The organism is Prevotella sp. MGM2, from assembly GCF_002933955.1.
Taxonomy (GTDB): domain Bacteria; phylum Bacteroidota; class Bacteroidia; order Bacteroidales; family Bacteroidaceae; genus Alloprevotella.
Genome location: NZ_BEWW01000055.1, coordinates 1 through 8732, shown reverse-complemented (window position 1 = coordinate 8732; position 8732 = coordinate 1). Strand labels below are relative to the sequence as shown.

The 8732-nt window shown below is 50.4% G+C and carries 5 protein-coding genes; 1 reads left to right on the top strand and 4 read right to left on the bottom strand.

The genetic code is table 11. From position 1 onward, the window contains the following. Positions 1 to 256 precede the first annotated feature (256 nt). The gene (locus C5S62_RS01390) at positions 257 to 2806 is read left to right on the top strand and encodes an adenosylcobalamin-dependent ribonucleoside-diphosphate reductase (RefSeq protein ID WP_104403744.1); all 2550 of its coding nucleotides are present in this window, start codon (positions 257 to 259) and stop codon (positions 2804 to 2806) included. A 201-nt stretch (positions 2807 to 3007) separates the two neighbouring features. Here the strand turns inward: C5S62_RS01390 and C5S62_RS01385 are convergent, their stop codons facing one another. The 4 genes from C5S62_RS01385 to rsmI all read right to left on the bottom strand — a co-directional run bounded on the left by C5S62_RS01385 (position 3008) and on the right by rsmI (position 8367). Next, positions 3008 to 4876, bottom strand: coding sequence for an endonuclease/exonuclease/phosphatase family protein (locus C5S62_RS01385; RefSeq protein WP_104403743.1), 1869 nt, complete (start codon positions 4874 to 4876; stop codon positions 3008 to 3010). A gap of 272 nt (positions 4877 to 5148) precedes the next feature. Continuing rightward, complete coding sequence (locus C5S62_RS01380) at positions 5149 to 6504, bottom strand: MATE family efflux transporter (protein ID WP_223301094.1); 1356 nt, start codon at positions 6502 to 6504, stop codon at positions 5149 to 5151. A 202-nt stretch (positions 6505 to 6706) separates the two neighbouring features. Further along, positions 6707 to 7576: a hypothetical protein gene (locus tag C5S62_RS01375; protein ID WP_104403742.1), complete on the bottom strand. Its 870-nt coding sequence runs from the start codon at positions 7574 to 7576 to the stop codon at positions 6707 to 6709. Between the two features lie 35 nt (positions 7577 to 7611). Further along, on the bottom strand, positions 7612 to 8367 hold the full coding sequence (gene rsmI / locus C5S62_RS01370; protein ID WP_104403745.1) for a 16S rRNA (cytidine(1402)-2'-O)-methyltransferase: 756 nt from the start codon (positions 8365 to 8367) through the stop codon (positions 7612 to 7614). Positions 8368 to 8732: the final 365 nt, after the last annotated feature.

Below are 8732 nucleotides of genomic sequence, written 5' to 3'. Positions count from 1 at the left end.
AACATTTCAGCTCTCGAATTTTAACAAATGCACCGGAATTTCGGCTTGACCCATACTTTTTGACTGCGTGTTTTATTTAAATGTCTGTTTTTTAGTGATTTAATTTTTAGAATAGAAAACTTTTGAGTTTCTTTGAACTTTCCTGTTTTCTTTTTGGGTAATCAAAAAGTTCTTGCTAGCTTTGCAGACGGTTTTGGCGGACAAAACCCGTTTTTCGTGAAAAAAGTCAATCATAAACATACAAAATACATCCGTTGTGGAACAGAAAACGTACAGTTACGATGAGGCCTTTCAGGCTTCCTTAACCTATTTCGGCGGCGATGAACTGGCTGCCCGTGTGTGGGTTAACAAATATGCCATGAAGGACTCCTTCGGCAACATCTTTGAGCAATCGCCTGCCGATATGCATTGGCGCCTGGCCAATGAAATAGCCCGCATCGAAGCGAAATATCAAAATCCCGTAAGTGCTGAAGAGGTTTTCGGACTGCTTGACCATTTCCGCTACATCATTCCGGCTGGCAGCCCTATGACGGGTATCGGCAACAGCCATCAGATTGCCTCGCTGTCCAACTGTTTCGTGATTGGCATTGAAGGTGATGCCGACTCCTACGGAGCCATCATGAAAGAAGACGAAGAACAGGTGCAGCTCATGAAACGCCGCGGAGGCGTAGGGCACGACCTTTCACAGATACGTCCCAAGGGGTCGCCCGTAAAAAATTCTGCCCTTACGTCCACCGGACTGGTGCCTTTCATGGAACGTTTCTCCAATTCCACGCGCGAAGTGGCACAGGATGGCCGCCGCGGTGCTCTCATGCTTTCTGTAAGCATCAAACATCCCGATGCCGAAGCTTTTATCGATGCCAAAATGACAGAGGGCAAAGTGACCGGCGCCAATGTGTCGGTGCGTATTGACGATGAATTCATGCGTTGCGCTACGGAAGAACGGCCCTATCGCCAGCAGTATCCGGTCGATGCTCCCGAGGGGGAAGTGAAGTTTGAAAAAGACATCGATGCCGCCGCCCTTTGGCAAAAAATTGTCCACAACGCGTGGAAAAGCGCCGAACCGGGAGTGCTGTTCTGGGATACCATCACGCGTGAGAGCATCCCTGACTGCTATGCCGACCTGGGATTCCGCACCACCTCGACCAACCCTTGCGGAGAGATTCCGCTCTGTCCCTATGACAGCTGCCGCCTGCTGGCCGTAAACCTCTACGCTTATGTAAGGAATCCTTTCACACCCGAAGCCGAATTTGACTTCGATCTCTTCCGCCGCCACATCCGTCTGGCGCAGCGCTTCATGGACGACATTATCGACCTTGAACAGGAGAAGATAGAACTCATCCTTAAAAAAGTGGCGAGCGACCCGCAGACCGAAGAGGTTAAAAACACCGAATACCACCTTTGGGAGAAAATAAGCCGAAAAACAGCCATGGGTCGCCGTACCGGCGTAGGCATTACTGCCGAAGGTGACATGCTGGCGGCGCTCGGTTTGCGTTATGGTACGCAAGAAGCTACCGATATGGCCGTAGAGGTGCAGCGTACATTGGCTTTGGCCGCTTATGCCTCTTCTGTTGAGATGGCAAGGGAGCGCGGGGCTTTCGAGGTGTTCGATGCCAAGCGCGAGGCAGCTAATCCTTTTATCCTGCGCCTTAAGGAGGCCGATCCTCAGCTTTATGAGGATATGTGCCGCTACGGTCGTCGCAACATTGCGTGTCTGACCATCGCCCCGACCGGCACCACCAGTCTCATGACGCAGACAACCAGTGGCATTGAACCCGTTTTCCTGCCGGTTTACAAGCGGCGTCGGAAGGTTAATCCCAATGATCCGAAAGTTCGGGTGGACTTTACGGACGAATCTGGTGATTCGTTTGAGGAATACATCGTCTATCACCACAAATTCCTCACTTGGATGCGCGTCAACGGCATAGATACCGACAAGAACTACACGCAGGAAGAGATCGATACACTCGTAGCCCAGTCGCCCTACAACAAAGCTACGGCCAACGATGTGGACTGGCTCATGAAGGTGAAAATGCAGGGAGCCATACAGAAATGGGTAGACCACTCCATTAGTGTAACCGTCAACCTGCCTGCCAACGTTGACGAGGAACTGGTCAACAGACTCTACGTAGAAGCGTGGAAAAGCGGATGCAAAGGTTGCACCATTTATCGCGACGGCTCGCGTTCGGGCGTAATGATCAGCGTAAAGAAAAAGGAAGAAAAGAAGGGGCTTCAGCCTTGCCTGCCTCCCACGGTAACGGAGCGTCGTCCCGATGTATTGGAGTGTGATATCGTGCGTTTTCAAAATAATAAGGAGAAGTGGGTTGCGTTTGTAGGTCTCCTCGACGGCCATCCTTATGAGATATTTACCGGTCTTCAGGACGATGAAGAAGGTATTGTACTGCCAAAAACAGTAACAAAAGGCCGCATCATCAAGCATGTGAATACAGAGGACGGCACGAAACGTTACGACTTTCAATTTGAGAATAAGCGTGGTTACAAAACAACTGTTGAGGGACTTTCGGAAAAGTTCAATAAAGAATATTGGAATTACGCCAAACTCATTTCGGGCGTGCTGCGTTATCGCATGCCACTTGAAAATGTAATCAAACTAGTTGACAGCTTGCAGCTTGAGAGCGAAAGCATCAATACATGGAAAGTCGGTGTGGCACGCGCCTTGAAGAAATACATCAGCGACGGTACTGCCGCTCACGGACAGAAATGCCCCAATTGCGGCCATGAGGCATTGGTTTATCAGGAAGGCTGTCTCATCTGCAAACACTGCGGTGCAAGCCGCTGCGGATAAGTCTGGTTTGGTTTCTCCTTATTGAGATCCCGGCTTCTTATCGGTACAATCACGCTACACCTATGTGAGCCGCCCTGTCTCTACATCCAAGCCGCAGAATGTTACTTTCTTGAAAAGTCATGAGTAACCTTCTGACCTCGGTATTTTGCAACGAAAGCGGTCGGACTGTTTTTTTACAGTCCGACCGCTTTCATCGTTTCTTTATAAATCGAGTTTGTCTACTTCTTCTCCTTCGGCATTGAGCACACGCAGTGTCATGTTCTTTCCGCGTTTGGACAGTACCATGAGCGTTGACCTTTTCATGCTCGGTCCGCCACCCACAATATTAGGACAGGGATTTCCGGCTTTCCCTTCAGGAGTCACTTCGTAACGATGGGTATGTGCACCAATAGCTACGTCAAGAGGAGCTTTGCTGAGTATTGGTGCCCACATGTCGCGACACGGCTGGTATTTGTCCGTATTGCCCCAGATGGGAATATGATTGATAAGTACGCGACGTTTGGCGCGTTTGAAAGGTTTGGAGGATATTTCGCGCCGCAGGAAGTCGGCTTGTTCGCGCCGGAAACCGCTGAAATCGTTCAAACCGTAATACACCCAGTGGTCATCGGGTTTGTCCTCGCCACAGTCCAGCAGTACAAAACGCGTATCGCCCCACGAGAAAGCGCCGTAAGTGTTACCGCCGGGATTGTCGAAAAGCGTAGGCATGCCAGCCGAATAGGCATTCCGTATTTCGTGGTTGCCGCGAATGAAGAATGTAGGCACTTCTGCAGAACGGAAAGCATCGGCCAGAATGTGGATGTGTTTCATGGCATAAGGGCGGTCAATGGGCTCGGGCAGGCAATCGCCGTTAAAGATGACAAAATCATGCGGAATCTCACGTGCCAGCCGGCTCATTGCCTCAATAACCTCTCGGTTTTCATGCAAGTCATTCATGATAAGAGCTGTGAAGTCAGTTGTCTCTGCCGAAGGCAACTTAAAAGTATAGAATGGAGTACGCGCCGTGTGGCCGAAAGTTTTGCTGTAAGCGCGATAGTCTATGATTTCCTGCGCACATACGCGATAATAATAAGTAATACCTGGTGTCAGACTGTCAAGGTGTATTTTGTTTTCTATGTCAAAGCATATTTCCTGACCGCCAATGAGTGCCCGTTTCCGGCGCAGATTCAGTGTGTCGGTGCCGTATTCCACCCAGCAGTGCGATACGGCTTGTGTCTGAAACATCACCGTGACGCCTTCCGGTGTGGGATTTTGCAGATAAGGTTCGTGATATATTAATTCTTCCGCCGGCGTTTTAAATTGCAGCACTGCCGATACAGGGCGGTGGTCCGAGGCTGTTTTCTCACTCACAACCAGCGAACTGCGTCCCACTACTTCACTGCCTGTTGGCTTGTAAAGCGCTATGAAGTCCAGACACTCTTTGGGCTTTCCAGCTGGGAATGTAGCGTTTTTCCCGTTGTTCATCAGGCGGAAATCCTTTTGAAGTTCTTTCATGAAAGCCGATCCTATGGTATCGTTCCAGTCACCTGTCAGGATAAAAGGTTTTGTGTGGCGGCCAGCTTCTTTCCTCAGGAGAGGTAGTGAAGCCATGCGGTCCTGAGCTGTCAGTGAAAGATGTAAACAGCCTACAACATAGCGGTCGAACTCTGCCACAAGCAAAGTGCGTGACTCTTCGCGGCCCGGCAGAGCAACCCGGTGTACACTTAGAGGGCGCTCACGGCTGAGCAGGCCGATGCCATAACGGCCGCCGTCGTAGTCGATAGCCGCTCCGAAGGTGTCGTGCATCAAGGCTTCACGGGCTATCTCACCCAAGACATAACGTCCACCGCTCCGACGCGTTGCGCTGTCCACTTCCTGCACTGCCACAACATCCGCTCCGTCACGGGCTATTACATTAGCCAAACGCCGGTAATCCGTTTTTCCGTCCGTGCCCACACCATTGTGGACGTTATAGGTCATGATGCGTAATTTGTTACGCTCCTGCAGTTCGGTCTGTGCCGTTGTGCTTAGGCAAACCGCACAGAGTAATCCGGCCACAAGCTGCCGTCCCAAAGAATCAAAATAGTTTGTCATATATTTTCAGGTTAGTTAATTGATGGTTTTTCTTGTGGGTATTCAGTCTGTATGCAAAGGTAGCATAAATGTCCGATATTTATCTGAAAATTCCGCCAGTATATGTGGAAAAATCTTCCATCTTTTGCTTTTCAAAAATGCTGCTGATGATGAAAGAATCTGCGTATTGATTCTTTAGAAGGATTTTCTTTACGGGTTTGGAGGTTGTATTTGATTTTCAGGCGGAAAGCGACTTGTTCTGAATCCGAAAAATGGCGGAATCACAGGTTTCCTCAGGCAGACTGGCTGCCTGAGGGGAGGAGATTCCTGTGTAACACTCGGCGGAAATAAAAGTAAAAGAGAGACGCCGCTACAAAGAGACCGAGCGAGAAAGCTATGAAAATGCCGGTAATGCCCAGTCCGAGAGGAAAGCCCAAGAGGTAACCTGAAGGGATATTGACCATCAGGTAACTGACAAATGCTATCCACATCATAGACATGACGTGAGATGTGCCGCGCAGGGCGTTGGCGAAGCAAATCTGCATGGCATCGCCCATTTGGTAGAGCATCAGAGGGAAAATTAAAGAAAGTGACATGACCAGCACATCTTCATCGGTGGTGAAAAGCCGGATGAGCGGTTCACTGAAGAGGAAAATGGCCAAGGAGGCGATTATGCTCATCGCAATAAGGATATGGCAGCCGGCTTTGGCTGCCAAACGCACCCGCGGCCAGTCATTTGTACCGACAAAAGTGGCTACGCGGATACTCATACCTGCTCCAAAGCTATAATAAAGCAGAAATCCCAGCGTGCCAACCGTTACCATGACCTGAAAGCTGGCCAACTGCAAGGCACCGAGCCAGCCGGCCATTATGGCACTGAAGGTAAAAGAGCCGCTTTCCATGCCCATTTGGAGTGAAATGGGAAGTGATTGCCGGTTGATATACCGTACGCCTTCCAAGCGGAGTTTATGTGCAAGAAATCCCAATCTGTAGGGGGCGTAACGTTTACGGAACAGAATGACACCGGCCAGCAATGCCGCCGTCAAGATGCGGGACAGCAGGGTGGAGATACCTGCGCCAAGCAATCCTAGTTCAGGAAAAGGACCTATGCCGTAGATTAGCAGGAAATTGCCAACAATATTAAAAGCATTGCCAGAGAGAAGCGCCCACATGCCGGTAGACGTATCGGTGGTGCCGTCGGTGAATTGGCGCAGTACGTTAAAGAGCATGACGAACACCATGGATACTAGAATGACCAGATAATATGAGCGTACAAGTGGAAGTATTTCTGCCGGTTGTCCCATGTGGCCGATAAAGAAATAGAGTACGGCCATTACCACGATGAGCAATGAACCGTAAACACCGTTGGCGGCAAGTGCCCGTTTGAGCACGCCGCCGGCCTTTATCTTTTCGCCCCGTCCGTAGTGGGCGCTCACAAGAGGCGTCAGTCCGTAACTGTAACCCATCATCAGGAAGGCGACGAGTGTGAAGAGGTTGTTCACAAAGGAGGCGGCCGCGAGAGCATCGGTGGAATATCGTCCTACCATCATCGTGTCGGCAAATCCCATGATTATGACGCCGAGTTGTCCCACCGCTATTGGAACGCCCAGGCGAAGAGTGGCTTTGTAATGCGGTAATAAAGCTTTCAAATTAGGTTGTTTTAAGGGTTTGTCTTTTTGAGCGTGGAGAGCAAAACCGGAAGTGACGGCTTCGCTCTCTTCGGAAAGAACAATCCGGTGTGTGGCGTAATGTATTTTTCAAAAAACAGGGTCTCCCGCAAGAGACCCTGAACTGGTTGGCATGGCTGGCATGCCCCATTGTATCGCGTAATCGGTTCGTCAGGTTTTATGCTTATTTCACGAGTATCACGAGGTAACGGCTCACACTCCAGAATTTTTCGGGATTGGTAATGCGTAGGGTGTATTGTCCCTGTGCGTCTTTTTCAAGCGAGTAGGAGTCGGCCGGATGATTGGTGAGCAGTTCGGCGCTTTTTGAGGAAAGCGGTATTTTTTTTGTCACACGGATGTCGATGGCCGTGAAGTAGTCCTTGTTGGCTTCAGCCGAACGCATCACGTCTCCTTTTTGGAGGATGTTCTGTTCGCGGAGTTCTTTTTTTGTGCCGAATACGTACCAGGCAGTGTTTATCACCTGGTCCTGTTCGTTCATCTTGCGGTCTTTCTCCTCGTTCTTGGCTGTGAGATTTTCCACGTTGTCGTTGAGTATGTCTATTTGCTCAATCTGTTTTCCGATGGTGCTGTCGCGTTCCACCAATTGCCGGCGAAGCGTTTTCAGTTCCTCGTTCTTAGCCTGGAGCTGACTGTCAAATTCGTCAATCATGGCTTCATAAGCGTTTTTGGACTCCTTATTGGTCTGGCTGGCGTTGCGCAATTGCTGCCGCAGTTCCGCTATCAGTTTGCGGTTGAGGCGCATTTGCTGCTGTATGAACCGCATGTTCTCCACGATGGCTCCGTCGGCCGGTGCGCCTTCCTGTTCTTTGGTAATCCGGCCTTCGGCTTCGTTAATCTGGCGGAAACCGTCCTGAATCTGTTGGATGACGCGCGCCATGTCTTCCGACTCGGCATCACCCTGCTGGATGACTCTCTGGAGTGAGTCTATTGTGGCCTGTGAATTGTCTTTCGCCTGCTCCTTTTCTCGTTTCGACTGACATCCAGTAAAAGTCAGGGCTGCGGCGGCCATGGCCAGGAATATAATCTTTTTCATAATCTTAATAGGGTATATGCGTGAAAACAATTTCTTCAATCTTCAGGAAGATCATTCCGTTCTTCCGTATTCATGGCGGCATATTTGCTGCGGTGTTCGCGCCGTCCACGCTTTTGGGACGCTCCGCAGCCTTCAGCCACCAGTACGAATTCTCCCCGCGGGGCGTTCGCCTCAAAGTGAGCCAGCACTTCGGCTGTGGTGCCGCGTATGATTTCTTCGTGCAACTTTGATATTTCGCGGCAGGCGGCTATGCGCCGTCCGGCTCCGAAAACCTCAACGAATTGCGTCAAGGTTTTCACCACCCGATGGGGCGATTCGTAGAATATCATTGTGCGCTGTTCCGCCTGAAGTTCCTCAAGACGTGTGGCGCGTCCTTTTTTCTGAGGGAGGAATCCCTCGAAAGTGAAGCGGTCGCAGGGCAGCCCGGAGGCTACCAGTGCCGGCACGAAAGCTGTGGCTCCGGGCAGACATTCCACCTTTACTCCCCGGGCTGTGCAGGCACGTACAAGCATGAATCCCGGATCGGAAATGGCCGGTGTGCCGGCATCGCTGACCAGCGCCATCACTTCGCCGGCCGCCATACGGGCGGCGAAGGCTTCGGCCGTTTGGTGTTCATTGAACTTGTGGTGGGAGCACAGCCGGTTCTTTATGTCGAAATGAGCCAAGAGCATACCCGATGTGCGGGTGTCCTCGGCTAAAATCAAATCGGCCTCTTTCAATATGCGCAGGGCACGAAGCGTGATGTCCTCAAGGTTTCCTACGGGAGTAGGTACCAGATAGAGTGTTCCCATGCTGCAAATATACGCAATAATCAGTGGCGGTGCAAACAAATAAGAGGCTTTTTAATCCCTTTACAAACTTTCACCGGTGTTAGAAAAACCTTCGTCAGGCATTCCGGAACAGCTTTGAAAGAGTTTTCATGTTTGTGTGGATTAATGGCTTAATGTTTGATTCTTAGCACCGTCTGTGTGGTGGAAAGGCATTGCCCGGCAGGATAGGTGACAGTGAGGCTTATTTATGGATTGGAATAGCTGGCAACACGTGGCTTTCTGAGAGTGGGAGGCCTATCGGAGGTGTTTTAACACAATTTGCTTTCCGCCGGAAAATGTATTATCTTTGTAACAGCCAAGCGGGACTCTCCACCGGAAAGTCCCGC

Coding starts and splice junctions, on each gene's coding strand:
- C5S62_RS01385 (WP_104403743.1), bottom strand. CDS start 4,876: ATGACAAACTATTTTGATTCTTTGGGACGGCAGCTTGTGGCCGGATTA.
- C5S62_RS01375 (WP_104403742.1), bottom strand. CDS start 7,576: ATGAAAAAGATTATATTCCTGGCCATGGCCGCCGCAGCCCTGACTTTT.
- rsmI (WP_104403745.1), bottom strand. CDS start 8,367: ATGGGAACACTCTATCTGGTACCTACTCCCGTAGGAAACCTTGAGGAC.